Genomic DNA, 26171 nt, shown 5'->3' with positions numbered 1-26171 from the left:
ATTAATTTATTTTCATGGTAATGATAATATACTTGTATATATTTTTAATAGTATTTTTCTGCGCTATTAATTGATCAAATCATATTTAAAATGCTCATATATCATCACCATCGCTAGAGTGTCTAATTCGCAATATTTTAAAAGGGCTTTAGTTATTTCCTCCCGTTCATTAACATCCATGTCAACATATTGCAGTTTTGCGTAAGCCGTTAATGCAGCGCCACCATCTGCAATACCATCTAGTTCAGATATTGTATTGTCTAAATCAAAAGTGCTCCATCCGTCAAATAGGGGTGGCAGCATTTTATATGGATTTAAAATTTCGGCATTCTTTTTTTGAAGCCAGATGATATCTGTATTGAAGTTGGTACTTCCTACATTAATCTCATTAATTGGTTTTGAATATTTTTCTTGCAGAAATGAGCTTGAATAGAGGCTGGCTGGTAATACTGCTTTTATACTATTAGAACCTTTTGTTATGGGATTGTAATAATAATCTTTTACTACTTTGTTTAAGTCAATCATACTACGGTTACCAGTCCATTGATCTGTATTGTCTTTGGTAGCTGTAGAAATAGATTTTAAAAATGTGATTAATTCAACTTTATCTAGTTCTGTACTAGAGGATAATTGTGAAATAATTGCATTCACTATTGTATTTTCATGTGCGGCAAATCTAAAGATGGTTCCTTGATCATTTGAAAGTGATTTTTGAAGTGCACGTGCAAATTCAAAATTTGGAAATTCTCCTGGTGTATTGTTGATGTATTCACTTTTATGCTCAATACTTCCATCTTTATTTAATTGATGGTTCGAGAATTGAAAAGCAACTTGCTCGTAAGGCTTTCTGCCCTTAGTAAATGGTAAAGCTACTGTACTCGTCTCAAAGTCTATAAAGTGCAATGGATACTGCCAAGAGTTCATCTCTTCTTTTAAGTCATCCTTCAAAACAAAAATGGTGTTATCATCTTGTTGTGCTTTCTCAATCTGTATCCACTGTCTTTCAGAAGCAGATAGCCTTCCAGCTTCAAGTTTTATATTTATGTCATCTGCCGTAAGTTCTGACATTAACAATCTGTTTTCCTCTACAAGATTTTTACCTCTAAAATTCCATATTTCAAAAGCATTAGATTTTTCAAAATCTATTGATTTCCAACCATGTTGTTTTTTGAAACAGTATTTAAAACCAGATTTTAATCCTTCTGCTTCTTGTTCTAAAGTTGTTTTAAATTGGCACCCTTTACAATTACCGAATTTTGTTGGCCAATTTAAATAGTTGTCATTTTGATAAGCGTCTTTGAATAAATGGATAGACTCTTCAAAGGATAAATTATCAAAGTAAGGATACTCATTTGCAATAATTTTATTGATGATCGAATCTACATTGATTTCTGATAAAACAGACTCGCCAATTTCGCTAATCGAAGTTATGCTTGTAGTTGCATCTGTTCGTGGATTACCTTCTTTTGGTATTCTAAATAACTGATTAAGACCATCAACCTTTGCAGTTTTTGTCTTGTCTGCCATTAATAGAAATGCTTCAAATGTAAATTCAGGATAAGCTTTTTGGGCAACATATTTTTGAAACGCCAAATCAAATAGGTAAGGCTTCCATCCACTATTTATTCCTCCTCTTTTACCTATAAATAAGTGTTCGTCATTCGGGTCAAAAGATTTTGCTTTAACTTCTATAAGTTTAATATGGTTACCCTTTTTCGATAATATATCTGTACGTATAAAAAGTCCTTCATATGCTATTGCTGCTTCATATATGGATATAGAATCTTTTTCTAATTGAGATTTTGTAAGATTTACAGCAAGATCATATTCATAATTTTTAGTGTCAATAAAAGCACCTTCCGGATAATGTAACCGAGCAAGAGCCTCTACCTGAAAGCCACCTTTAGCTAATGCTTGTAAAAAAGAATCATCAGCACTCTGATTGGCATACGCTGTTTTAGATGTAAAAAACAATTTATTAGGGCATTCTAAGCCAAGTTTAAATCGTGATTTTGATAGTGGTTTCATTATTTTTACTTTTCTAGTCTGACAAATAAAGGGTTTATGACTTGAAATTTGATTTCTTCATTTAATTCAAAGTTTTCAGTTATTAAATCAATCATTTCTTGTCCTTTGTATAGCCTAACTGAATCTAGACCAATACTTGTTCTATTGATTGGAATTTGTAGTTGAATGTCTTTATATTCAAGTGTCAAAGTAGAGCCGCGATCACCTAAAATTTTACTTGCTTTCTTATTTATATTTATAAATCCTGAATTAAAATATGTCTTAATTATTTTTATACTAAAAATTTTGTTTTCGTTCGGAATATTATTGTCGACTACTTTTGTTTTAGTAGCTACTGAACCATTTGCAGAAAAATAAATTGGTTTTAAAAAAGAGAATTCTAAATCACTATTTATTCTTTTTGCACTCCATTCAAACTTGATGTCACTAGATATTTTAATTTGTTCTTGGTGAGAGTCATTAAAAGGATAAAAGTTACTTTTTAAATATTCAGCTTCATGATGCACTAAAAAGTCTGGAGCTGTTCTTCTTACTTTATTTATAAGAAAACTGTTTTCGTTTGTAGCACAAAGAAATATACCGAGATCAATTTGATTACTCTGAACTAAATAATCTAATCGCTTTAAATCGTTAACTATTTTTTGTCGTACTTGAGTATGACCTGAAGAATTTTTTTTCTTATTTGGAAATTTGAATTCAAGACCAATGCGGAAATCGGTGTTTTCTTTAGTGTTAACCTTTATTAGTAAGTCAATATACTTTCCATCAGTAAATGTTTCAAACAAATCTTTTTCAAAATCTATTTTTATTTCTTCATTCTCAAAAAGCTTATTAAAATTCCAAGCAAAATAAAATACGAATGTTTTTTCTGAGGAGATTGTTAATTCACCTTGATCAACTTTAAGTTGTATATCATTCCAAATGATTTCAATTTTTTCTACTATTTGTAAATCCATAATATTTAAATTAAACTCTCTAATACCTCTTGAAATTGACCACTCCAGAAAAATTTTTCACCATCATCTTTTCTATACAGGGTAAACCCAATTAAAAGGTGTTTTTTATAATATAGTTTTGTTACCTGAAAATTTTTCATAGCAATAATTGACTTCCATTTTTTTGAATACTCATCTTTAATCATTTTAAACTTTCTGGAAGAACATAAATGATGTAATCTCAGTTTTGTAAAATCAGAACAGTCAATACAGTACGTGTTTTTTGTAAACTGTATTTCATTAGTGGTAATAGAAAAACTTTGTATAATTTGAAATTCCTTGGGGGAAATAATGGAATTTTGTTGCTTAATTATTCTTGTAAGAATCTTATTGATTGTCAGGCGTAAAACTTCGTTTTCATTGTAAATCGGAATAGTCCTTTGTATCAACTCTGAATAGAACGATTTCATTTTTATATTTAGTACATGGTTTCCATATAAAACCCCAACTATTTTATCATTCACTTTAATTGCATATAATTTTTCAATAGTATGTAAAGAATCCGTATCTAGAAATTCAGAAACTAATGAATCCGATTCTTTAACCAAAAACGCAGGTAAAGAGTCATATAATAATCGCCACATTCCATTACTTTTTAAGTTTGTAAAAAGTATAGATTAGAATCGCAGGCCAAAACAAGATATATACTACTTTATCACTGTTAGTTATTTTGATGTCATCTGAGTCATACGATGGTAGGTTGTCGATTTCAGATGCCACAATTGTTAAAACCGAACCGATAATTAAGTAAATCAAAATGAAATTCATTTAGTTTTTTTATACGTTAATAACTAATACTTAAAGGAAAGTGTAATCCTTAAAAATTAATATATTGGAAGGTTTTTATTTAACCTATACATTATTTAGAAAGTATTTCAAAAAAAATGTTTGTGTTAAAAAATCATGTTTGTTGTCGAATATATTTAGATGTAACTAAAAAGTGGGACATCTAAGACAGTCTTATTAAAACCCTCATTCTTGAATTAATTCACGAAAATTTCATCGCTACTTCCAAATTGATGAAAATTGTTATGCTTTAAATACGGAATCCCGTAATGAAATATATTTCACAAGTATTATTATTGTAGAGGTAAGCGTTTCTGGGTTTTGGAAAGTAGCACTTTGTTAATTATTATAAATAAATTAAGGTTGGTGAATTAATTGTATTGGGAAATATCTTCTGATTAAATAAAGAACAGAAGTTTTAAAATCTTTGCTATTCAATCTTTTTACAGAAGTTTGATTAGTCTTACATTTATGTTTTAAAGTAATTTATCCTCTGTGGTAAATTACAATCTCCCCCATTATTTAATACACAAGTGCCCAAACAATAAATGAAATACAATACAGATATAAATTCTTTTGGAGGAATCCAAGATTACCATATGATACATGAATCTTTGAGGAGTTATTTTAATGGTGAGAAAGATTTGAAAAAACGTTTCGTTGAGGATAATATTTTCGGTATTCGCACAGAAGAAGGTAGGGGCAGGTTTTATCGAGGAATAAAGTCTTCAATACTTAATTTTCAGAATTTAAATCATGAAGATATATTTCGTTCTTTTTTTACCACACTAGACCAGTCGTTACCTTATGATTTTTTAATATTCTGGCAGCTTTCAATTAATAATAGACTCTTTAATGTAATTAGCAAAGAGCTTTATCTAAAATATTATTTTAATGGAAAGGTTACTATTATAGGGCATGATGTATTTTATTTTTTACAAGAGCATAAAGAAAACGATGAAGATTTTAAAAATCAGAATTGGACTAAAAAAACAACAGAACCAATTGCTTCTAAATACCTGACTGTTCTAAAGAAATTGGGGTTAGTTGAGGGTGTGCAGAAGAAAAAACTGTTACATGTTCAAATTTCTGATCAAGAATTTACGCTGTTTTTATATCTCTTGATTGCTATTTATGGAGAGGGAACAAATTTCTTAAATCATCAATTCAATATTTTTTCGTTTGTTTCAAATGAGAGTTTTAACGAACGTGTAAAACGAGTTGCTCAAAAAGGTTTAATAGGAATGGAATTCTCCGGCACAAAATTATCTCTAAAACCAATTTTTAAACTTAACGAATTAGCAGATGGCTTATTTAGAAGATCATAAAGCAAAAATTGAGAACTTGAAGGCCGCCCTTCATTCTTCTAACCAAACCCAACTCTCTAGGGAAGCTAATGGGGGTAGAAGTATATTATTTACGTATCCGCCAAACGAAGAGATATTATATATAAATAAGTTAAAAGAGGAGCTTGACCCTGAAGAATTTACTTTCATAAATGTTGCAGAGTTATTGGTCAATTTTATAGAACAAGATGGGTGGGAAGATTTTAAAAGTTATTATTTAGAATTTAAAGATACTCCACACATTGTTTTTAAGTCTGATGATCCCGATACAGATTTAATGGACTTAATTATTAATGAAATAAAAACTGCGGAATCAAATCATAAAACACCTGTATTAATCAGAACAGGTGCTTTGTACGGAACAGGAATAGAGAACAACAACATTATGGAACATAGTTTTGTAATGAAATTAAAAAAGCCATTGGTAATAGGTTACCCCTGTGAGTATATCAAGGCTAATGATACGCTTCTTTTCCTAAATTTTAAACATTCCAATAAATACAGGTGTACTGTAATTGAATAAGCTATGATGACAATTAAAGATATATTAAAACTCGATTTAAACGAGGATATTAAGAATGTAATTGACCTTGAGGATAAATCACAAGATGAAATCCAGTCTGAAATTGAATCTTATATTATAACCGAAGGTTTAGGAAAGCATTTATCCAAATTTGTTTCGCAATACACTAGTAATATCAAAGAAACAGGTGTTTGGCTTTCTGGTTTTTACGGATCAGGTAAATCTTATTTTGGTAAAATGCTTGGTTATTTAATTGATAATCCAACCATAAATGGCACAAGTGCTAGAGATCGTTTTATGCCTCGATTAGCAGGAGTAAACAATCAAAGCTTAATTGAAAACGATATTCGTAAACTTGATGCGATTAATAGTAAAGTTGTTTTCTTAGATATTGCGAAACAGAATACAGACAATGGATTAGCATTTACTTTGTTTTCAAATTTTTTAAAAAGCCTTGGTTTTCGAGATGACCTTTATGGTTACATGGAGTATGAGCTTTTTATTGATGATAAATATGACTTTCTAAAAGAGAAAGCCAAAGAGTTATTTGGAAAAGATTGGTCTGAGATAAAAAAGAGTAATAGAGAGGTTGCAAAGGCAATGCGTAGAGTATATGCCACTATGGATTTTAGTGAAGTAGAATACGAAGACACCAAAAACATTTACAGCTATTCTATACAAAATTTTGATGCTGTAAAATTTAAAGAACAGCTTGAAAAATATTTGAATAAATTTCCGGACGAGAACCTGGTTTTCGTATTTGATGAAGCCAGCGAAGCAATTAGTCAACAAAAATTCACTCTTTTAGATTTAGAAGGGTTATCTGAATCTCTTTCAAATTCTTCTTTGGGTAGAAGGGTTTGGACCATCGCTATAGCACAAGAAAAATTAGATGATGTAATTAATAATTCTAATGTAAATAAAAGTCATTTAACAAAGGTTACCGATCGTTTCAAAACTAAAATTCACCTTGAATCTACAGAGGTTGATGTGATTATAAGAAATAGGTTGTTATTAAAAAAAGAGGAGGCTTATACTAATCTATTAAGTTATTACAAGAAAAACGATGGACTTATAACAGACGCAACTAATTTAAAATCTACATTTCCTACGAAGACGGAATCTGCAGAACAGTTTGCAACGTATTATCCATTCCATAAATATCAATTCGATTTACTTCAGAAGTTCCTGTTTAGTTCTAATGCTTTAGTAGCTACTCAAATAGCAGCTCGTGGTATGATTATCACAACATTTGATGTACTTAGGAAAGAATTACGTAACAGAGAGTTATATTGTTTTACAACTACGCACGATTTATGTACTGAAGCGCAAACAGCACCACCTGCAGATCTAGTAAATAAGTATAGCAATGCCAAGAGTATAATTGAGCATAAAAAAATAGGGGTAAATGGTGAGTTGTTATTAAAAACACTTCACTTTTTAAACCAATCTGAATTAGCTTCACCAACCCTTGAAAATATTACTAAGGGATATATTGAGGATATTTCATCTTACTACGAATTAAAACCAAAAATTGAAGAAGCACTTAACTTATTGGTAGAAGCTAAGATTCTTTTACTATCTAATGGTAATTACAAAATCACTTCTGACTTGGAAGGGAAATTATTAGAGGAGATGAATGATTTTGATGTAGAATTATTCATCAAAAAAAGAGAACTGGTTAGTTACTTGAAAAAACTATCTATGTTTAGACAAGTTGCTGTAATTAATGACGATTCTGTAGCTTATAACTTTAACATATTAACAGATTTAGATGATGAGATAATTTCTTCTAATAATAGAAATTTAAGAATAACAGCATATAGTCTATTTAACATAAATGAAGAACGTCAAGATTTTATAGAAGGCTTAAAACTAGATACCCAATATACCAAAGAGCTTATTACGTTAGTCCCAGATAATACTCATTTTAATGAAATAGATAGGCTTTTAGAAGAGGTGAAGGGCTATGGCTATATGGAAGAGAAGTATGCTAATGATGACGATGCAAAAAAACGTCAAATTATCAGCAATTTTAGTATCATAAAGGAGGAAAAAGAAAAAGATTTAATCAGCTTAATTGAAGCTGCCTATGCTAATGGTTCAATAATATATCTATTTGATGAAAATTTATTAAATAAAGATAATTTTAAAGGGAATATCAATGAAACCCAGCGTAAATTAATTAAGAACATTTATACTAAACGGCTATCAAGTCAGTTATCTGAATCTATAGGTGCTAAATTGATTATAGAGTCTAATGCTGAAAAATTGCATCGTTTTTTCTCAGGAGATGAATTTAAATTTTTTGATGCTAATGGTAATTTTACAGGAGATCACTTAAAGATTATAGAAGAGATTACCGCAAAAATTAAAACTAGATATATTGATGGTAAAAGTCTAGAAGAAGAACTTACTATCGCACCTTGGGGATATGCTTATGGATCTATCTCTACAGCGTTGGCAGTATTGTTTAGAGCGGGTCGTTTGGTTATTAAGTATAATGATACGGAGTATTTCTCGTATACGGATAAAGCGGTTCATGAAGTATTTAACCAGAGTATAAAGTTTAGATCAGCACGTTATAAATCTATTACTAAAACATTAGATGCTTCTCAAAAAAATGAGCTAATTCAATGTTTATTAGATCTGGATTTTGAAAAGCATACCAACAGAAAACTGGGTTGGAATGTAAGCGATTTTGAAGCATCAGATTCTACTACGCAACTTGCAGAAAAGTACATAGCATATTTAAGTGCTTTAAAAAACACTATTCCTGATTTCGAGAAACTATTTACTAAAGTAAGTAGTCAAAAAGATGTGTTGCAAAATTATACAGGTAAGACTACAGAGGCTAACTATATCGAGAAAGCGGAAGATTTTTTAAATACTAAAGATGACTACATCGCAGCTATTAAAAGTATTGCGAAAGCCGAAAAATTTATTAAAAAAAATCTAGACAAAATGAAAGGTTTTAGAGTTTTTGTAAATAGTGTGGGCGCAGAATTATCTAAGGCAGGTATCATAAACGACTTGGTAAGTAGTACAAGCGTTCAATTTAATGAAGCTTATAAAAAAGATATTATAGAACATTTTGCAGATATCCAGAATGCTGCACAAACCATTAAAGATGAGTACTACACATTAATGGATACCAATGCAGCTGTTATGTCTACTAGCTATACGACGTTAAAGCAAAAAGTAGAACAAGCGCTTACTGATTTATCTAAAAATTATCCTGCAGAATTAAATACAAACAGCCTTTCTAAACTTAAAGGCTTGCAAACCTATTGCCAAGATAGAATTGTAAAAGGTGTACGTTTAGAATATCATATCAACTGTCAAGACAGCGATTATTCATTGTCAGATATTTTAAACTACATCGCACTAGTTCCTGCAAAAGAAACGGACTTACAAATGCTATCTGGCGGTTTTGTAAAAGAAGCGCCAAAACCAGCAGATCCAAAACAACCAAAACAGCCTAAAAAGTTGCAATTAACTATTGCGAAAAAAGTAATGACTACCAGGGAGTACAAAACTATTCTTTCTGCGCAATTACAGGCTATGGCAGGTATGGATAATGATGATGAAGTAGAATTAACTGTGAATAACTAACCATTATGAAATTATCCGATCACGTAGAGCACATACGTACGCTTATATATAAATCTTTTAATAACGAATTTGCGCGTTTTGGTATTGGTCCAACCAAAGAGTTAGACATAAACAAAATACCAGAAGCATCTCAAGCTAAGCGACATAAAATTGATATTTTAATCAATAGTCACAAAGCAGAGACAGGAAGTTATGAAGCTGCTCGAGAAAAAGCCTTAGATGAACTTACGTTTACACTGTTTAACCGTTTGGCATCCATAAAAGTGATGGAAGCGCATCAGTTATTTCCACCAATTGTAATTAAAGAGGCTGAACACGGTGATCGTTCTTTTGGACATAAAGTGTGGTTAGAGCAAAACCCTGAGATGCGTATTGAAGAATTGGAAGGCTTACGTAACTATTTTAAATACGAGTTTAACCAATTAGGAGAAAGCATACCCTTATTTCATAAAAACTATCCGTATGCATTATTACCGTATGTTATAGATTTAAACCAAATAATTGAAGCTTTTAATGCAGTTGCACAAGACGGCCAAATAGAAGAAAACATTTGGCAGAGCGATGATATTTTAGGTTGGTTGTACGAAAGCTATAACAATGTAAAAAAACAAGCACACAAAGACAGTAAGGACAAAACAGAATACAATAAAGTTAGTTTACAGTCTCAAGTATATACACCGCGTTGGGTGGTAGAATTTTTAGTACAGAATTCTTTAGGAAAAATGTATTTAGAAATATACCCAGATTCTGAAATAAAAGACAATTACAAAATTGCCAATGCACCTAAAACACGTAGTAGAGACCCAAAACCTTTACACGAGATAAAACTGATAGATCCAGCGTCTGGTTCTGGTAATTTCTTGCTCTATGCTTTTGAGTTTTTCTATAAGTTGTACGAAGACCAAATAGACAATTACGGTGCAGATTATGATGAAGATGATATTGCACAGCTCATTATAGAAAACAATTTACACGGTGTAGATTTAGATGACCGTGCTATACAATTAGCACAATTAGGCTTATGGATTAAAGCCAAACAAAAGCGTAGAAGCATTGGTAAGCTTAATTTTAACGTGGTAAGCTCAGATTTTAATTTGCCAGATTTCGATTTTGTATATCCGCTGTTTAAGCAAGGTGTTACTGATGCAAAGCAACTAGCCATTATTGAAGAAATTTGGATTGACCTGCAAGACGCCCATAAGTTTGGCTCGTTAATACGCATAGAAGAAAAACTAAGTATAAAATTACACGGCATTTTAAACCAAGACGGCATAACGTTGTTTGACGCTCAAGAAGTAACCGAATACAACCGGTTTAAAAACGAGTTTTTTAAAAACTTAGAAACTGCAGTTACCCAATATGCTACTCAACAAGGCAACTCGTTTTTAACCGATAAAACTAAAGATGCCATTACCTTTTTAAAATTGATTTCACAAAAGTATGATGTTGCAACAGCTAATCCACCATTTACAGATAGTAGTGATTTTGGTATCGAACTTAAAAAATTCATAGATAGTAATTACAAAGGATCAGGTAAGTTTCATACAAACTTATACTCAACGTTCATTAGAAGATGCTTTGAATTAACTAATGAAGATGGTAAAATGGCTATGATTCACCCATATTCATTTATGTTTATAAAAAGTTTTGAAGATGTACGAGTTCTTATGTTGAATGAAGCTCATATAGATGTTTTTGCAGATTGGGGTTTGGATAGAGTCAATTTATTTGCTGGAGGATACGCCTCGGCACCAGCATTTTATGTGCTGTCTAAAAGTAGATCAAGAGAAAAAAGCACCTTTTTTCAACTATCTTCAAATATTCAAGAGAAAGATAAAAAAGAAACATTTGAGAACTCTTTAAGAGATGTTATCAATGGAAAGTTGAGTGATAGAGTATTTGTTTTGCAAACCGACGAACTAAAAAAAATAAATAACTATCCCTTTATTTATTGGATATCTGATCGGTTTAGAAAAAAATTCTTAAATCCAAGTTTGGATGAAGTGTTGGATCCTAAAGTTGGTATTAATTCAGGAGGGAATAATAAATATTTAAGATTTTGGTGGGAGGTGTGCGTTGAAGATTTTTTTAAAAATTTAGATCCAGAGAAGAATAAATGGATGCCATACGCTAAAGGTGGATCTTATAAAAAATGGTCTGGAAATATGTGGTTAGCATTAAATTGGGAGAATAATGGAAAAATACTCAAAAACGAGAAAAAAGCTATTCTTAGAAATAAAGATTCTTTCTTTAAAAAGGGAATTACATATACTTTTAGTGGCGTAAATCCATCTTTTAGAGTACTACCTGAAAATTCAATTTTTGACGTTTCTGGTTCTTCCATATTTCAGAATAAGTATGATAATATATATTACTCTCTGGCTTTTTTGAATAGTAAGCTATCTGCTTATATTCTTGGTTGTCTTAATCCCACTGTTTCCACACAAGTTGGAGACTTAAAAAGAATTCCGTTTGTTATCCCAGAAAAACATGTTGAATCAGAAGTTTCACAATTAAGTATATTAAATGAAATAATTGAACAAAAAGTTGACTCTTTTAAGATAAATGATCCATATTTTAATGGTGGACCATTTAATAAATTTAATAAAGTAAAGTTTTCTAATCTTTACTTTAAATATTTGAATTATGAGAACTATATACGTTCTCATGTACTTGTAAATGAATCTATTATCAATGATAAAATATTTAAAATTTATGAGTTAACAGAAACTGACAAAGCTATGGTTTTGGCAAAAGAAGGTGAAAGTATTGGGTCATTACCATTAAGTACTGCTGCTAAGGCTGCTTATTTGGCTAGTGAGGTTGATGAGTTTCCATTAGACAATATTAGAGATTATATCAAGAACCTAACAGAGCAAGAGTTTGAGGCAAGTACGAGAGAAGCCATAGAAAATGAGTTTCCGCAGCTCTACCAAAGCAATAATGATTTAGAAGCCTTTTGTATTCGTCATCAAATCAACCCTATAAACGTGTGGTATTGGTTTAAAGAAAGTAACGTAGTACCAAAACAGCGTATGAATGATTTAGCTATGGAGTTCTTGGCAGATCTATTACGAGAAATTTTATTAGAAGATGTTGACGGTATTATACCCTTAGTACCAAATGCAGGTGAAAAAGTATTGTTAGATCGTGTAGAAGAAAAATTTATAGAAAAAGGCTTTTCTATGGCACAATACTCAAGTTTTGATTCTGTGTTGGGGAGAGAATTAAACGAGTATATCAACCACCATTTTTTTAAATCATTTTCAGATCACTTAAATCTGTTTATGTATTTACCAAAAACACCATTTATTTGGCATTTAACTTCTGGTCCAGAGCAAGGGTTCGATTGTTACATCATTATTTACAAATGGAATAGAGATAAGTTGTTGAGTATTCGTTCGCGTTACATAGAGCTACGTGAGCGTGCTTTAGACAATCACCAAAGCGATTTGAGAGCAAAATCTGTGCTAACGGCAAAGGAGCAAAATAAGCTGGATACCATTTACAAGCAACTAAAAGAAATAGAAGTCTTCAAACAAAAAATAGATGAGTTGCTAGCAGAGGGCTATGATCCTATTTTAGATGATGGTGTTGGTAAAAACATAGCACCATTACAAAATAAAGGGATGTTGGCTTATGAGGTGCTTAACAAAGGGCAATTGAAGAAATATTTAAACGCAGATTGGTAGGTTATGAGAATAAAAAGTGTTTCTATAGATAATTTTAAAGCATACCCGAAAGTAAAAATTAACTGCAATGAAAATTTTAATTTTATTGTTGGCGAAAATAATGTAGGAAAATCTACACTGTTAGAAGCCTTACAATTATGGAAAGTAAGTTTTGATTGTTTGGTTCAAAAGAATCATCAAAATTTTTACGGAACAAATACACCACGGTACCTCCCATTTGAGAATTTATTTTTTTTAAGGCTTTCGGTTATAAATGATGTGTTTAATATTCAATCAAAAAAGAAGTTAACCATAACTGTAGAGTTTTCTCATGAAGATGTATCATACCCATTAAAAATTTCACTTGAAAAGCCAGGAAGTATAGATACCTATTTCAGAGTTAAGTTTACAGCGTTAAGTTTTAAAAGTTTTAGAGATAAAATTATTGAACTTGGTTTAAATCTTAGTAATGCCATTTATCTATACCAAACGAGACCTGTATTTCATTCAATAAAAAACGAACCTTTTTATAATAATGCACAATTACTAAAGAAAATTTCTTTAGGAAAATCGCATGAAGTAATTAGAAACAAACTTTTAAAATGTGAAGATGGAGAAACAAAATTTAAAACGATTGAAGATAAGCTAGAAAATATTTTCAAGACCAAACTTACGATAAGGCGTAAAAATAAAAGTAAACAAGATGAAGAGTACGTTAGAATTACAATTCAGGAAGAGGGCAAAAAAGAAGTTGATTTATCTTTAGTTGGAAGCGGAATTTTGCAAGTATTAGAGATCCTGTCAACACTTGAATTTATAAACAGAGCAGATCACTGTTTAAATATTTTATTAATTGATGAGCCTGACTCACATGTTCATTCTAACTTACAATCAGCTTTAATAGATGAGTTGAGAAGCGATGAAAATAATCAAGTATTCTTGATATCACATAATGATAGATTAATTCAAAAAGCTGACGAAGGAGAGCTCTTCTTTCTTAATAAGATAAATATTTTAGAAGGAATTATTAAAAGCTTACCCAAGGACAGTTATAGCTCGGTAGTTTCATCATTAGCAGGGACTTTACTTAGTTTATCTGAAGAAGAAGAAGGTAAAATTATTGTAATAACCGAAGGTAAAACAGACAAGAAAATTCTTGAGACAGCTTGGGTAAAATTAAATGATGATGAAATTAATCCATTTTTATTTATTTCTTCGGGTTTAAATTTAGATGAGGATAAAAGAACAGGTAATGCAGATTTTGTTAGACGTACGATTGAATTAGTATCCACAATATCAAATAACCTTAGGTTAGTAGGTTTATTTGATAATGATAGAGAAGGTAATGAACAGTTTAGAGGAGTAAATAAAAATGTGTTTGAACAACATAACTTAACTTTAAAAAGCAGGAAACATGTTGATAAAAATATTTACGCTTTGCTACTACCCGTGCCTGACTTTCGGGCTAATTTTATTACTGCAGACGATTTGCTTCAACGATATTTTGTGATAGAACATTACTTCGATAATGATGTTCTAGAATATCATGGCATGAAAGGTCCTGGTATTTTAGGTACAAATGTGTTTAATATAGAAGGAGACAAAAATCAGTTTTCAGATAGTGTTGAAAGTCTTGCGTCTAATGAATTTTCAAATTTTGAAATAATTTTTAATGAAATACAAAATTTGTTTCAACTACAAACTACAGAATAATGATAGACAACTGGTTTAAAAAAGATATAGAAAAAATACTAGCATCACATCCTATTGCTGTATTTATAGACGAATCTAAAGAGGCTTCATTTTTAATGGATGACATTAAGAATGATGTTCAGGTTTATACAACGTCAAATGAAATTGAAGAACTTAAAGTCAAGTATGAGATTGAAAAAAACTTTACTGATGGAAATAAAATTTTAATATATACCAACACTCCAAAAGCAGAGCTTAAATTCATTCGGGAGTATTGTGAAACCAATGGTAATATTGAGATTAAATACCTGGAGCATTATATCAAGAAAAAGGTGAGTCAGCATCTAAATTTAAATATCAATCTACCTAAAGAGGAATTAATATCAGCAGCAAAAATAAGTCTTGGTAAAGACCAAACCTATTGGATGGATTTAAGTCATAAAGGCGCTTCAGAAATATTTGATTTAGAGAAAGAATTGCTTCCTTTTCTAGATGATCCAAAAGCTTTCGTAAAAAAGTTTGATAAGAGTACACAAGAGATTTTTTATAAAAAAATATCTGAATTAATTGGGCAAACCTATATTAAAAAACCCGCTCAAACATTAGCATCAGAAGTCGCTAATGAACTATTAGATGGTCTATGGAACAATACGACAAACCCTGTCTTATTAAATGTTTACAAGACTTGGTTGGATAGTTTGACATATCAAAAGTCCTTTTTTAAGTATTTGGAAAAATACAAATCAGGAGAAAAGACAAACCCATTTGATATCCATCCTTCTCATCCCTTTAAAAATGTAGATATACTTTGGTTAAAAGATATAGGGCAGCATATTAACGATAGTAAGTATATCACTACTATCTTACCTAAGGTAAATAAAAGAAATATTGATAGGTCAGCTAATAGATTAGAAATTACCTTTTGGAAAGAAGTAAAAGTGCTATTAGAATTTGATGCTAAAAACATCAATCAAATCAGTACTTTTCAACAAGCTGTAGATTTTTACATCAAACATTTTTACAAGGTAGACCAGGCTATTCGTAAGCTATACAGTGAGTTTCTTACACACAAAGAAATTATGGAACCTATACAAGAATATTATAAAGACTTGGCGTCTAGATATCTTGATAAGTGGTTTCGCTATATAGATGAGTATAAATCTGACCAAACAGGAAAAATTCAAGAAATTTTAGACAAGCATACTAGCCATACCGCAATTGTTGTCGGTGATGGTGTGTCTTGGGAATTTGCACAAGATATCATTGCATCTTTCGATAAATCTGATTACGAGCTAACAAAAAAATATCTTTTTGCAGGTTTGCCATCAGAGACAGAACATAATATGAGTCAATTATATATAGCTACAGGAGAGGTACTACCAACTAAAAAAGACAGAGAGAAATATTTATTAAAAACGAATGCTGAAAAAGATATCGCTTTTATTGATTTAGAGAATGTTAATGAAGCAACAGATACTGCTAATTATTTAATATGTAGTTATAAAGATCCTGATAAGCTAGGAGAGACCTACCAACAAAAAGCATTAAAGTATTTTGATGCAGTTGCCAACACCTTTGCTCAAAAAATAAAGCAATTACTTCAAAACGGCTATAAACAAGTCTATTTAATAACTGATCACGGTTTTACACTAACAGGTGTGCTTGAAAACTCAGATAAAATTGATATTAATTTTTCGGGTTCAGTAAATAAAAGCGAAAGGTATATTAGAAGTAAAACACAACAATCTTTTGATGAAGATTTACTTATTGAAAGACAAGAAAAATATCAAGTTTTTGAATACTGTTATTATGCAAAAAGATTAGGACCATTTAAAACACCAGGAGTTTATGGTTTTAGTCATGGAGGTATGTCGCCTCAAGAAACGGTAATTCCTTTTTTTAAATGGACAAATAATAACGAAAATGCTGATTTATTAGAAGTCGTTATTACTAATAAAGCTGATTTAAAAGAAGTTATAGGGAACCTATACTCTGTAAAGCTAAAAGGTAATTCTGATTCTGACAGTTTGTTTGCTTCAGAACGTAAAGTTATTTTACTATTCTTTTCTAATGGAAAGGAAATAAGCAAAAGCGATATCATCACCATTGTAAAAGGGGAAGAAACAAAAAAGGAGTATCAATTTGATTCTAGTACAAATATAGAAATCAAAGTTTTAGATGCCAGTACAAAAGAACAGTTAGATAAAGCCATTGTATCTCAAAGTTCAGCTAGAGATTTAGGTGGTTTACTTTAAAAAATATAAGCATGATAATTTTAGATCAATTAGATAATAAGCTATTAGACAACTTTAGAGGGTATGTTGTAAAGAAAGACCTTGTAAGGTCAGTAAAAATTGGTGCTAATGTACCCGTCTTTGTTTTAGAGTATTTGATTGCTAATTCATGTTCTACAGATGATGAAGAAAAAATAAGAGAGGGTATGGAAAATGTGAAGAAAATTCTTTCTGAGCATTATGTAAACCCTGAAGAAAGCGATTTAATTCAATCTAGAATACGTGAAAAAGGTACGTATAAAATCATAGATAAAATCTCAGTAAAATTAGATACTGCAAAAGATGTTTATTGGGCGCATCTACAAAATAGTAACATTAAAAATGGTGTGATTTCTGATGCTATGGTAACAGAACACGACAAAATGTTAATGGGTGGTATTTGGGCTATTATTGATATTGAATATGATGCTTATTCCAAAGATGGGAGTAAAGGAACACCCTTTGTAATTCAAGATATAAAACCAATACAATTATCAACCTTTGATAATTCTAAGCTGATTAATAAAAGAAGTGAGTTCTCTAAAAAAGAATGGTTAGATGTATTACTTAGGAGTTGTGGTTATGAGCCAGAGTCAGAAGGAATGTCAGAGAGAGTTAAAATGTTATTGCTCTCTAGGTTAATACCAATGGTAGAAGCTAACTTTAACTTTGTAGAACTTGGTCCTCGTTCTACCGGTAAATCATTTGTTTTTAAAGAGCTGACCCCATATGCAGTTTTAGTTTCAGGTGGTCAAGGTACTGTTGCTAAATTATTTGTTCACGGTGGTTCAGGCAAAGTAGGAGCTGTTGGTCAATGGGATGCAATTTGTTTTGATGAGGCTACAGACAAAATATTTAAGGAAAAAGATGCAATACCATTAATGAAAGATTACATGGAATCTGGTTCTTTTTCAAGAGCAGGTGCTGGAGGGGAAATTACAGGTGTTGCATCAATTATTTTAAATGGAAATATCAACCAACCAGTAGAAACAGTTTTACAAACCAGCCATTTATTTAGTGCATTATCTGATGAAGTAAATAATGATACAGCCTTTTTAGATAGAATACACTTTTACCTACCTGGTTGGGAGATGATAAAATTCTCGCCTTCAAATTTCACAAGTAATTTTGGGTTTAGTACCGATTATTTTTCTGAATGTTTGAAGTCTTTTAGAAAAGTAACATATACAGATGCATTGGATGAATTCTTTTCTTTAGGATCTCATTTAAAGCAAAGAGATACAAAACCAGTTAAAAAGACCGTATCGGGTTTAATTAAACTAATGCATCCTAATGGCGAATTCACAAAAGAAGATATAAGAGAGTATCTAGAATTGGCTATAGAGATGCGTAGAAGGGTAAAAGAACAATTAAAAAGAATTGGAGGTATGGAGTTTTGGGACACCAATTTCTCATACATAGATAAAGAGACGCAAGAAGAACATTATGTTGGACTTCCTGAAGAAAAAGGGTCTAACCTGATTGAAAATACGCCATTGCCACCAGGTGTTTGCTATACATCAACTAGTGACGGAGAAAATATGGCATTGGTAAGAATTGAAGCGGTTATCACTTCTGGCTCAGGGAAACTAAATATTTCAGGAGTAAGTAATACACAAGTAAAAGAGAATATAAAAAATACGTTCCTTTATATCAAGGCAAATGAAAAAAGCATTTTAAATGAGCAACACTCATTAAAGAACTTCGATGTGTCCATTCAAGTAACAAATATGTTAGGAGCAAGTATGTCTACGGGTATTGGTTCTGCTGTTTATATGGCTATGATATCAGCTATTTATAAGAAAAATCTGAAACCAGGATTAGCAGTACTTGGTAATTTATCTGTTGGAGGAGCTGTTGAAAGAGCCATAAATTTTGCAGATAAAATTACAATGCTTTCTGAGAATGGGGCTAAAACAGTAATTGTTCCAATGGATAATCTAAATGAATTGGCTAACGTTCCTGCATCTGTTTTAGGAAATACGGATGTTCCTTTTTATTCTAATAATCAAATGCTGATGCAAAAAGGGATATTGGGGGATTAGTTTATTCTTTTTTTATCTAATAATATAGAGGCTAGTAACGCTACACCAACCACAACATCTACCATATTCCAAATCTCCCTACCCAAAGCTATTTTGTAGAAAGGTTGAAAGAGTAGGGCAAGGGCTATATAAATAAATACCTGTTCGCTTTTGTCTTCTTCATTTGCCTTGTATGCTAAAAATCCAAAACCCACTAATGCTAAAAAGCGTACTAATTGAAAGTAGCCGTAGGGCATGTCTAGTAGGCATAAGAAGAAGAGTAGTGCTAGAGTTATTTTGATTAGGACTATAATCTTCATTATTACTTAGATGATTTAGGGTTACCACTATTTAAAGAATACTAAAGTCAATATTATATTTTAATAACTATTGCGGATTCCCGTAATCACTCTATTTATTTTACTATATCATCCAACACTATATGATGTTAAGCCGATATCTAGGGTGGTAAATCATCGATTAGAATAAAAAATATAGCCCCTTTACGGAATCCCGTAAACATAAAATATAAGGTCGCTTTACATTTAGCACTTAATTACTAAAGGAAACTTCTTAATGAGAAAGACTTTATTTCAATTTAGTGTTATCACTATTCTATTACTAGTCTTCTGTTCTTGTGAAAGATCAGAACGTAGAGTGACTAAGACAGAGCCGGCCGTGGCGATAGATACAACAGCTAGTGTAGAAACACCTGAACCTACCATAATAGAGCAGAAAGCCTTAAAAGTTAAACTGTATATAGAAAATTCGGGGAGCATGTTCGGCTATGTGAATGGAAGAACACAGTTGAAGGATATGCTTCAGAATTTACTGGTTGATTTGAAGTATGAGTATAACGAAGACAATATTGAGATTTATTTTGTTAATACCAAAATACATAACAACCCTATTAAGACAGGAGTTATCAATTTTGCCGATAAGTTAAGTCCTAATTCTATTAAGATTGGGCAAACAGGTTCAAGTGATTTAAATGACATTTTTAGACAAGTAACGTCAGAGATAGAAGAAAATAGTGTTTCAATTTTAGTTTCAGACTTTATTTATTCCATTAAAAAGGGAAATACGGTTAATCTTTTAGGGGAACAACAAGCCTTGACAAGGAATGTTTTTTTAACAGCAGATAAAGAAGGACAAAAACTCACGACCAATGTTTATCAGTATACGAGTGATTATGATGGCAAGTATTATGATTTTAATGATGATGGTAAAAGTTTTAATGGGCTAAGACCTTATTATTTAGCTGTTATAGGCGAACAGAGTACTATCAAGCAATTTACTAAACAAATTGGACCAAAGTTTCCTAAGTATAAAGGGTATTCTAATGAATATTTACTTACTGCAGAGGATTTTAAAGTTGAAGATTTTACTGTGCTTAGCTCTACTTATAATGTTGGAAGAATTAAGCCAGTTAGAGGTAGCGAAATTAATGGTCAGGTAAGAAAAATTGAAGTGGAAGATAGTGGCAGAGGAGATGTTACTTTTCAAATGGCAATTGCTGTCGATTTATCATCACTTGCTGTAACCAATAATTACATCACCAATATTGAAAATTATGAACTGGAGAATGATGATTATACCCTATTTGAAATAGGACAAATAGAGGATGGGAATATAATTTTCAGCAACGGAGAGAAGCAGCCAATTTCTAAAACAGATTTAAACTATATGGCATTTAATGCTACACATGCTTTTATATTTCAATCGACAAATCCAAATAGTGAAAATCTAAGTTTTCGACTTAAAAATAATATTCCACAATGGGTAAAAGAATCTAGTCTATTAGATGATACCGACTTAACTATTAATACAAATAAGCAAAGCAAAACTTTTGGTCTTGATTACCTAATAAACGGTATCTCAGAAGCTTATTTACAAGCCACTAAAAAAGTAAGCTATTTTGATATAGATATTACCATAGAAAAACCAAAATCAAGTTCCTTTCTAGGAACAGTATTTGGAATTCTCTTTGTACTACTTATTATCGGCTTAATTGTAATAATCATTTTAAAACGAAAAACCAGAAAATAATGTCAAATTTAATTGCTAATGTTTATGAATTATGGGGCTTCAATTATTTGGATACTTTCTCAACCATAATGTATGATAATAACTTCTACACTGTTGTTGCACTATACACAGTGCCTATGGTATTAGTATGTACTTTTTTATACTATTATGTATTTGATAGACCAAAAACCAGCAAGCTATGGGTGTGGTCACTATGGTTGTTGATAGTAGGTGTTTTTGCATTTGTTATTGCTTACGTAACTGTAGAAAATAGTTTCTATGAAGTAGGTCAATTACCCACAGATTACACTGTTGAAAATCTAATTTTTTCAGCTACCAATATGGTATACGCTTGCATCATTATGTTCTTGTTTTCTCTATTAATAAAATGGAAAAGCACTAACTCATCTCATGTACCTTTTTAAATAAAAAAATATGTCCAAATTATACGTTTTCGGAATAGGAGGTACTGGTGCACGAGTACTTAAATCATTGAGTTTTTTATTAGCATCTGGTGTTGCTTGTAAAAGCGATTCAATAGTTCCTATAATAATTGACCCAGATTCTGCTAATGGTGATGTCAGTAAGACTACCAATATATTAAGGCATTATCAAAAAATTAGAAAAGAATTAAGTTTTGATACTTCATCAAAAAACGAATTCTTTAAAACGCCAATCGATGCCTTAACTCCAAATTTTAGTATTAAGGTTCAGAATTCTAACAAACGATTTAAAGAGTTTATAGACTATGGTACTTTAGATAGTAAAAACAAGGCTTTAATATCGCTTCTTTTTAGTGAAAAGAACTTAAATGCAGATATGGAGGTCGGGTTTAAGGGAAACCCAAATATGGGTAGCGTGGTGTTAAATCAGTTTAATCAATCTGATGATTTTAAGGCATTTGCAAGTAGCTTCGCTCAAGGAGATAAAATATTTATTATCTCTTCTATTTTTGGGGGTACAGGAGCTTCTGGTTTTCCACTATTACTTAAGAACATTCGTTCTGCGGATTCTTCACTGGACAATTTTTCACTGTTACAAAGTGCACAAATAGGAGCTATTTCTGTTTTACCATATTTTGGAGTTAGAAAAGATGAGGGCAGTGATATTGAGAAATCTACATTCGTATCTAAAACAAAAGCTGCACTTAGGTATTATCAACATGGTGTTAACGATAGTGTAAATGCAATGTACTACATAGGTGATGATGTTAATAAAGACTATGAGAATAATGAAGGTAGTACTGCTCAAAAAAACGACGCACATTTTATAGAGTTGGCATCTGCACTTGCCATTTTAAACTTCGCAAACAGTCCAGAAAGTGATGAAAATGTAGTGAAGGAGTTTGGAATTGAGAATGATGTCAATAGTATAACATTCAATGATTTAAACGATACGACCAAGCATACTATTTTCAAACCTCTTACGCAATATTATCTGTTTCATTTGTACTGTAAAACGAAGTTGAGAAATAAATTAGATATGAATTTTGCTGCTAACACTGGTATAAATTCAAATTTCTTAGCAGGAGATTTTTACTCGACATTAAGAGGTTTTAATGATGCCTATTGGCAGTGGCTGGTACAGATGTCAGAAAACGAAAGAGGCTTTAATCCTTTTACCCTAGAAGAAAGCAATGAAAATGTTTTGGATAGTATAAAAGGAATTCAATTAAAGAATGGAGGATTTCTACAGGGTCTTAGTAACTACGAACGTTTTACTGAGAAGTTGAGTAAAACATCTAAGCAAATTAATAAGTCTGTAAATATTGAAAATCGGTTTGTTGAAAATTTCTACTTGGCAACTGAAAATTTAGTTAAAGAAAAATAGCAACATGGCAAAAGTATTTAGATTTCATGACGGTAATGATTTATATGATTGGCAAGCTTCCAATCCATTAAATGATAAGGCTATTGCAGCTATTGAAGACCCTAATGGCGAGCACTCGTCAAGGGAGATTACATCTATACCTAGTCCGTTTGCAAGAATAGATTTAGTTAGAACAGCTTTTAATGTGGTGGCAAAATTACAGCCTGAAGGCGATACCATTCACCATAAAATGGTGTCTGATGCCTTAGATATCGGTCAGATATTCTTCAACTACGAAAAGTTCAAAAACAAAATAGAGATTATAAGCTGGAATCCGAAAACGGATTTAGATGCATTGTTAAACAATGGTAATCCTAGTCATAAATTATTAGGAGAAAGTTTAAGATTGTATTTTGAGCAGGATGCTGCAGCCTATAATTTTGATTACAACAGTAAGCTATACTTAATTAATTATAAAGACGGTCAAAACCCTATTAATATTATAGGTGGTACTTCACCAGCATCTTTATTTTTTACATCGGCCAATACCTACAATTTAGATTTTGGGGATGGATCTGATATCTTTTTAGATGGTGAGTATTTTCCATTACATAAGAGGGATCCCGAGTATATTAAATATCTATATTCTTTACAAGATAGTTTGCCAAATTTTAGCTCAAAATTTAAAGAAGTTGATGAGTATCTATCTACGATATTTCCGTTGTTATCTTCAGAGTTAAGAACTTCTATAAAGAATGAAACGGTTAGTTTTTATAAGTCATTATCAGATTTGAATATAGATGGAGGTGGCGAAGTTGTTGAAATTTTAAACACACCTCTAAAGAAAGGAAAAGATAAAAGAGACAAAATAAAGGAGAGCAATTTTGTAATTGAACCAGTAAATAATGTTGATGAAGAATTATTACCGTTGGTATTACCAAACGATAATTTTTCTGGTCACTTAATGTATGTTACCGATTTTTGGAAAAATACAGATAAGACACCACATTATGATGCTACACCTATCAGTGAACGTACTTTACCATTTGATGGAAACAAGTTCCCTTATTTAACAATTAGTGATTTATTAGAGCCTGTTATTATAAGAACTGAATACCCTATTGATGATTTTTATTTTGACAAGGGTAATTACAATGGAGAAAAGAGTTTTCTTCTTCCGTTAAAGCCTTTATTCTTTAAGTATTTCTCTACAGAATTTTTATCGAGTGTGATTAATGGAGAAAGAGTTTTTGAATTAAAATCGTTACCAGCTGGCAGTGTAGAGGCTATTCTTAGGGTGCCAGTAAAAAATGGGAATCATATTACTTTTAAAAGAATTTATTACAACCCTGTAAACCAGTCGCACAAACCAGAGTTTAGTGAAGTAGATAACAAAGGAGCTGTAATTGAAAATAGAATAAATATAGCAATAACCCCTTTTTATGAATTTCCAGAATCTATTCAGCCAGAATATAATATAGCATATTATGATGCTGACAGAATTCCACTTTTAGAAAATAATATTTTTGATTTTGAATACTATACATCTAAAAATGAATTAATCAGCGCAGTAAATCAGGTTCAAAGAAGGTTCAAGAAGGAAGAGAATATTAATATGGTGGCTAATGTAGTAAATGAAAATTTCAGCTACATAAGGCTAAAACATGGCTTTGCAAATGGAGTTCTAATCCCTAAATTCAATAATAAGGTCAGTAACGGTACATCGCAGTTTTCTTTCGCTATCGATTTTGGTACAACAAATACACATATAGAGTACAAAGTTAATGATGGTATACCCCAACCATTCGAAATCGTAAAAAATGAACCTTACCATTGTGGTAGGTTAATTAAAGATTCAGATTATGATGAAGCTTATCTCAAACTAAGTAAAGATGATGTGTTGCCAGAAGAAATTGCAGCAAATAAAGAGTTTGAACTTCCACAACGTACAGCAATAAGTTATCATGGAAAAACTGATTTTAATAGACCGGTTTTTTCAATGGGTAACATAAATATACCTTTCAAATACGAGCGTTATTCTTTTGCATTAAATACGGAAGTGAAAACCAATTTGAAATGGAATACAGAGAATAACAGTGCAGCCATTTTAGAAGGCTTTTTTGAGCAATTAATTAAAATGATTAGGAATACAGTTTTGGTTAATAATGGAGCTGTGGACAAAACAAAAATTATTTGGTCATATCCGGCTAGTATGTCAGTCTTTCAATTGTCATTACTAGAAGAGAAGTGGGAAAATACTATTCATAAATATTTTGGAAAACAAGTAAGCATTCAAAAGGTATGTGAGAGTTTGACCCCTTTTTATTACTATACTGGCGCACTAGGTGTTCCATCTTTCAAACCTGTAGTATCAATAGATATAGGTGGTGGGACATCTGATGTAGCGATATATCAAAATAATTCACCAATACTATTTTCATCATATAGGTTTGCGGGTGATGCAATTTTCGGAGATAATTATAAGAGAAATATCAATATTAACGGATTCGTAAATAAATATTTCACTAAAATTCAGTCCATATTAGAATCCAACAAAGAGGCACGTCTGAAGAATATATTAGACGGAATTAAAGCAAGAAACAATTCTAACGACATAGTGAATGCCTTTTTTAGTTTAGAAAATAACAGGCAGTTGTTAGACAAGAATATTACCATAAATTTTCTTGATCAGTTGAAAGGTGATACAGAGTTGAAAATAATCTTCTTATTATTCTACACTTCGCAAATATACCATGTGGCTCAGTTGCTTAACTCTAAAGATATTGCAATACCGCACACCTTTATATTTTCAGGTACAGCTTCAAAATTATTATCGGTGTTGGACTCTTCTAGCAATAAGAAAAACCTACAAAAGATAATTAGTCTTGTTTTAAATGAGGTTTTTGATTCTAATGAAACTTATGCAATTAAGTTAGAATTACCAGAAAACCCAAAAGAGCTTGCAAGTAAGGGTAGTTTATATTTTGAAGCTGATACAGAAATAGAATTAAGGGAGATTAAAGAGGTTCTTATTTCTGAAGATGTGTTATTTGAAAGAGAAAGAGGTCATACCTATGACAAGGTTGAAAAATTAGAAGTAAAAGCTTTGGAAACGTATACCAACTTTTTAGACTTCTTTTTTAGCATGAATTCTAAAATACCATTCAGAGATACTTTTGGTATTGAAAAAGATGCTATGGAGTTTTCAAAAACATTCTTATATGAAAAAGCTGAGGATAATTTGAAAATGGGAATTCAGACTAAAATACAAGAACTAAAAGAACAAAGTGATGAAGAAATTAGTGAAACGCTATTCTTTTATCCATTGGTCGGTAGTTTAGGGTCATTAGCATTTGAATTGGTAAATAGAGAAAGATAATT

At 31.2% G+C, this 26171-nt stretch carries 15 protein-coding genes; 11 read left to right on the top strand and 4 right to left on the bottom strand.

Annotated elements, in window-relative coordinates:
• Positions 1–66 precede the first annotated feature (66 nt).
• Genes ACEN2N_RS17790 through ACEN2N_RS17780 form a run of 3 tightly spaced genes read right to left on the bottom strand, consistent with a single transcriptional unit; the run spans position 67 to position 3607 of the window.
• A complete protein-coding gene (locus ACEN2N_RS17790; protein WP_441825584.1) occupies positions 67–2028 on the bottom strand; it encodes a DUF2779 domain-containing protein in 1962 nt (653 codons plus the stop codon).
• Positions 2029–2033: 5 nt separating this feature from the next.
• Entirely contained in the window at positions 2034–2984 is a 951-nt protein-coding gene (locus tag ACEN2N_RS17785) for a hypothetical protein (RefSeq protein ID WP_441825583.1), read from the bottom strand.
• A gap of 5 nt (positions 2985–2989) precedes the next feature.
• Positions 2990–3607, bottom strand: a complete 618-nt coding sequence (locus ACEN2N_RS17780; protein WP_441825582.1) for a hypothetical protein — start codon at positions 3605–3607, stop codon at positions 2990–2992.
• 750 nt (positions 3608–4357) lie between these two features.
• Between ACEN2N_RS17780 and ACEN2N_RS17775 the strand changes: the two genes are divergently transcribed.
• The 7 genes from ACEN2N_RS17775 to brxL are packed head-to-tail and all read left to right on the top strand — an operon-like array spanning position 4358 to position 18974.
• On the top strand, positions 4358–5137 hold the full coding sequence (locus ACEN2N_RS17775) for a BrxA family protein (RefSeq protein ID WP_441825581.1): 780 nt from the start codon (positions 4358–4360) through the stop codon (positions 5135–5137).
• Entirely contained in the window at positions 5115–5678 is a 564-nt protein-coding gene (locus ACEN2N_RS17770) for a hypothetical protein (protein WP_441825580.1), read from the top strand. The genes ACEN2N_RS17775 and ACEN2N_RS17770 overlap by 23 nt, the downstream gene beginning before the upstream one ends.
• 3 nt (positions 5679–5681) lie before the next feature.
• On the top strand, positions 5682–9293 hold the full coding sequence (gene brxC / locus ACEN2N_RS17765) for a BREX system P-loop protein BrxC (RefSeq protein WP_441825579.1): 3612 nt from the start codon (positions 5682–5684) through the stop codon (positions 9291–9293).
• Between the two features lie 5 nt (positions 9294–9298).
• A complete protein-coding gene (gene pglX / locus ACEN2N_RS17760) occupies positions 9299–12985 on the top strand; it encodes a BREX-1 system adenine-specific DNA-methyltransferase PglX (RefSeq protein ID WP_441825578.1) in 3687 nt (1228 codons plus the stop codon).
• 3 nt (positions 12986–12988) lie between these two features.
• Positions 12989–14677, top strand: a complete 1689-nt coding sequence (locus ACEN2N_RS17755; protein ID WP_441825577.1) for an ATP-dependent nuclease — start codon at positions 12989–12991, stop codon at positions 14675–14677.
• The gene (locus ACEN2N_RS17750; protein ID WP_441825576.1) at positions 14677–16911 is read left to right on the top strand and encodes a hypothetical protein; all 2235 of its coding nucleotides are present in this window, start codon (positions 14677–14679) and stop codon (positions 16909–16911) included. The genes ACEN2N_RS17755 and ACEN2N_RS17750 overlap by 1 nt, the downstream gene beginning before the upstream one ends.
• 11 nt (positions 16912–16922) lie before the next feature.
• Positions 16923–18974, top strand: a complete 2052-nt coding sequence (gene brxL, locus ACEN2N_RS17745) for a protease Lon-related BREX system protein BrxL (protein ID WP_441825575.1) — start codon at positions 16923–16925, stop codon at positions 18972–18974.
• Here brxL and ACEN2N_RS17740 read toward each other — a convergent pair.
• Positions 18971–19273, bottom strand: coding sequence for a DUF6804 family protein (locus tag ACEN2N_RS17740; protein ID WP_441825574.1), 303 nt, complete (start codon positions 19271–19273; stop codon positions 18971–18973). The two genes, brxL and ACEN2N_RS17740, sit on opposite strands and share 4 nt — an antisense overlap.
• 256 nt (positions 19274–19529) lie before the next feature.
• Between ACEN2N_RS17740 and ACEN2N_RS17735 the strand changes: the two genes are divergently transcribed.
• From ACEN2N_RS17735 to ACEN2N_RS17720, 4 genes are read left to right on the top strand one after another with little or no spacing between them, the layout of a single operon-like run.
• The gene (locus tag ACEN2N_RS17735; protein WP_441825573.1) at positions 19530–21002 is read left to right on the top strand and encodes a hypothetical protein; all 1473 of its coding nucleotides are present in this window, start codon (positions 19530–19532) and stop codon (positions 21000–21002) included.
• Positions 21002–21406 (top strand): hypothetical protein, encoded by a 405-nt coding sequence (locus ACEN2N_RS17730; protein ID WP_441825572.1) that lies wholly within the window; start codon positions 21002–21004, stop codon positions 21404–21406. The genes ACEN2N_RS17735 and ACEN2N_RS17730 overlap by 1 nt, the downstream gene beginning before the upstream one ends.
• A 10-nt stretch (positions 21407–21416) precedes the next feature.
• Positions 21417–22811: a hypothetical protein gene (locus ACEN2N_RS17725; protein WP_441825571.1), complete on the top strand. Its 1395-nt coding sequence runs from the start codon at positions 21417–21419 to the stop codon at positions 22809–22811.
• A gap of 4 nt (positions 22812–22815) precedes the next feature.
• Complete coding sequence (locus tag ACEN2N_RS17720; RefSeq protein WP_441825570.1) at positions 22816–26169, top strand: hypothetical protein; 3354 nt, start codon at positions 22816–22818, stop codon at positions 26167–26169.
• Positions 26170–26171: the final 2 nt, after the last annotated feature.

It is taken from the genome of Maribacter spongiicola, from assembly GCF_052119685.1.
GTDB classification, from domain to species: Bacteria; Bacteroidota; Bacteroidia; order Flavobacteriales; family Flavobacteriaceae; genus Maribacter; species Maribacter spongiicola_A.
Note: the sequence above shows the minus strand (reverse complement) of the source record. Positions and strands in the feature narration are given on the sequence as shown.

Excerpts from the sequence above, each read along its gene's own strand:
- ACEN2N_RS17790 (WP_441825584.1), bottom strand. The coding sequence starts at position 2,028 with ATGAAACCACTATCAAAATCACGATTTAAACTTGGCTTAGAATGCCCT.
- brxC (WP_441825579.1), top strand. The coding sequence starts at position 5,682 with ATGATGACAATTAAAGATATATTAAAACTCGATTTAAACGAGGATATT.
- ACEN2N_RS17740 (WP_441825574.1), bottom strand. The coding sequence starts at position 19,273 with ATGAAGATTATAGTCCTAATCAAAATAACTCTAGCACTACTCTTCTTC.
- ACEN2N_RS17775 (WP_441825581.1), top strand. The coding sequence starts at position 4,358 with ATGAAATACAATACAGATATAAATTCTTTTGGAGGAATCCAAGATTAC.
- ACEN2N_RS17725 (WP_441825571.1), top strand. The coding sequence starts at position 21,417 with ATGTCCAAATTATACGTTTTCGGAATAGGAGGTACTGGTGCACGAGTA.
- ACEN2N_RS17770 (WP_441825580.1), top strand. The coding sequence starts at position 5,115 with ATGGCTTATTTAGAAGATCATAAAGCAAAAATTGAGAACTTGAAGGCC.
- pglX (WP_441825578.1), top strand. The coding sequence starts at position 9,299 with ATGAAATTATCCGATCACGTAGAGCACATACGTACGCTTATATATAAA.
- ACEN2N_RS17755 (WP_441825577.1), top strand. The coding sequence starts at position 12,989 with ATGAGAATAAAAAGTGTTTCTATAGATAATTTTAAAGCATACCCGAAA.
- ACEN2N_RS17780 (WP_441825582.1), bottom strand. The coding sequence starts at position 3,607 with ATGTGGCGATTATTATATGACTCTTTACCTGCGTTTTTGGTTAAAGAA.
- ACEN2N_RS17735 (WP_441825573.1), top strand. The coding sequence starts at position 19,530 with ATGAGAAAGACTTTATTTCAATTTAGTGTTATCACTATTCTATTACTA.
- ACEN2N_RS17720 (WP_441825570.1), top strand. The coding sequence starts at position 22,816 with ATGGCAAAAGTATTTAGATTTCATGACGGTAATGATTTATATGATTGG.
- ACEN2N_RS17785 (WP_441825583.1), bottom strand. The coding sequence starts at position 2,984 with ATGGATTTACAAATAGTAGAAAAAATTGAAATCATTTGGAATGATATA.
- ACEN2N_RS17750 (WP_441825576.1), top strand. The coding sequence starts at position 14,677 with ATGATAGACAACTGGTTTAAAAAAGATATAGAAAAAATACTAGCATCA.
- ACEN2N_RS17730 (WP_441825572.1), top strand. The coding sequence starts at position 21,002 with ATGTCAAATTTAATTGCTAATGTTTATGAATTATGGGGCTTCAATTAT.
- brxL (WP_441825575.1), top strand. The coding sequence starts at position 16,923 with ATGATAATTTTAGATCAATTAGATAATAAGCTATTAGACAACTTTAGA.